The sequence below is a fragment of the Microcystis sp. M53603_WE2 genome, from assembly GCF_030065435.1.
In genome coordinates this window covers 1-2,040 of the sequence record NZ_JASJFF010001310.1, presented here as the reverse complement: position 1 = coordinate 2,040, position 2,040 = coordinate 1, and the positions used below count along the sequence as shown (strand labels likewise).

Sequence of the window (2,040 nt, the reverse complement as noted above, 5' to 3'; positions counted from 1 at the left end):
GGAGCGAGAATTACTCGATCGCTCTTTGAGTATTTTACTGGCCCAGGTGTTAAAAGGTTATGGTTATCCGATCGCCTTAGCGGAAGCGCACAATTTAGCGGTGATTAAAGGTGGCGATCGCTTGCGTTTTTTTGCCCTTTTGGAACAACAGATGATTAAAGTCGGTTTACAGGATGTGGGAACATCTTATAAGGAAGCGAGAAAACGCAGTAGTATTGCTTAATTGAGGAGGCAGCAGATGGGGAGTGGTCACTGATAACTGGTCACTGATAACTGATAACTGATAACTGGTCACTGATAACTGGTCACTGATAACTGATAACTGATAACTGAAAAAGGTGGGAATTACCCACCTTAAACTTGATTTTTGCCGAATTTTTCTAGCGACTGCTACGATCTTGGTCTAAGACGCTGACGGGGAAATTATTATAACCAACGTGATGTTTGCTGGTTTTCTGAATTTCTTCTTTGATTTGATCTAGATCAACATAGCGATCGGCTACATTAATTAAACTATCACTGGTCATCGATCGCAAACTAACCACTTCCACCCGCGCACCACGGTAACTGACGGAATCGGCAGCATAGGCCAAATCCCCATCACCACTGACAATTACTGCGGTATCATAGGAACCCACTAGCGCCATTAAATCCACGGCAATTTCCACGTCAAGATTGGCTTTTTTGGAACCATCGGGTAATTGTACTAGATCTTTAGCGATGACTCGATAACCGTTGCGACGCATCCAGAGGAGAAATCCCTGCTGTTTTTCGTTAGTGCGATCAACTCCAGTATAAAAGAAGGCGCGCAAGAGACGAGAACCAGCAGTTAAACGGCAAAGTAATTTGGTGTAGTCAATTTCGATACCTAATTGCAGGGCCGCATAAAATAAATTAGAACCATCAATGAAAATCGCCACACGACCGCGATTTTCTAGCACTTGTTCGGGGGTGAAGACTGGGGCCGTGTCATAATCATCAAACATTTTATTTTTCCTCGTTTGTTAAAAGTTTAGTGTTGGGTGTTTGCCAGTTGTATCCCAAAGGACAACAGACCTTAAAAAATAGAGTTATCAAAAAATTCCTTTAGGAATCGTTTAACGGCAGTTCTAGTTTAGAAAAGATCGGTTCAGGTGTTCCTAGTTGTGGATTTGTGGGTAATCCCCATTGACAGTGTTGGGAAAAAGAGACACCATCAGGGGAGTTTTCCCCATCCTCCGACCTGAAAGTATTAAAATCAATAACAAAACCTAGTTGTTGATAAATTTTACTGCTCAAGGTCGGTATTATCGGTGAGAGTAGGTAGGCAGAGAGTCTTACTGATTCCAAAACTGCGTAGAGGACTTGTTCTACCGCTGCTTGTTGTTTCTGTTTAAATAAACTCCAGGGCGCACTCTCATCGATAAACTTGTTACTAGCGCGAATTAACGCCAATATTTCCTCACAGGCTTGATTAAATTGTAGCGCATCATACTTCTGTTCAACAATGACCCCTAGATTGATCCCCATATTCTTAAGACGATTATCGTTGGGGATATCTACGCCAGTCAACTGGGGAGGGATATTTTGGCAGTATTTTTTAACCATGCCTAGGGTGCGATTGAGGAGGTTGCCTAAATCGTTGGCTAAATCCGCGTTAAGAATATTAACAAATCTGGTTTCCTGAAAATCGCCATCCTGTCCTAATTCAATCTCTTTGACGAAATAGTAACGGACGGCATCGGCCCCATAGCGCTCAACCAAATCGAAGGGATCGAGGGTATTACCGAGACTTTTGCCCATTTTCCGCCCGTCTTTGGTCAAAAAGCCATGGCCGAACACTCTTTTGGGCAAGGGTAAACCCGCCGACATTAGCATAGCCGGCCAATAAATGGCATGGAATCTTAATATATCTTTACCGATCAGATGCAGATCGATCGGCCACCATTTGGCCAAGGCATTTTCTAGGGTGGGTTCGTCTTCGGGGTCGAGAAGGGCGGTAACATAGCCAAGAAGGGCATCAAACCAAACGTAGATGGTATGCTGACCATCGTGGGGAAT

General features: G+C 43.7%; 2 protein-coding genes and 1 pseudogene. 1 reads left to right on the top strand and 2 read right to left on the bottom strand.

Annotated features, from left to right (window positions below):
* A pseudogene (locus PX481_RS27470) lies at positions 1–223 on the top strand (DNA double-strand break repair nuclease NurA); the annotation flags it as partial.
* 157 nt (positions 224–380) lie between these two features.
* Here PX481_RS27470 and PX481_RS27465 read toward each other — a convergent pair.
* Both PX481_RS27465 and PX481_RS27460 read right to left on the bottom strand, forming a co-directional pair.
* The gene (locus PX481_RS27465) at positions 381–986 is read right to left on the bottom strand and encodes a LabA-like NYN domain-containing protein (protein ID WP_002739868.1); all 606 of its coding nucleotides are present in this window, start codon (positions 984–986) and stop codon (positions 381–383) included.
* A gap of 100 nt (positions 987–1,086) precedes the next feature.
* Positions 1,087–2,040: methionine--tRNA ligase (locus tag PX481_RS27460; RefSeq protein ID WP_288097110.1), on the bottom strand; the 954-nt coding region annotated here is incomplete at its 5' end.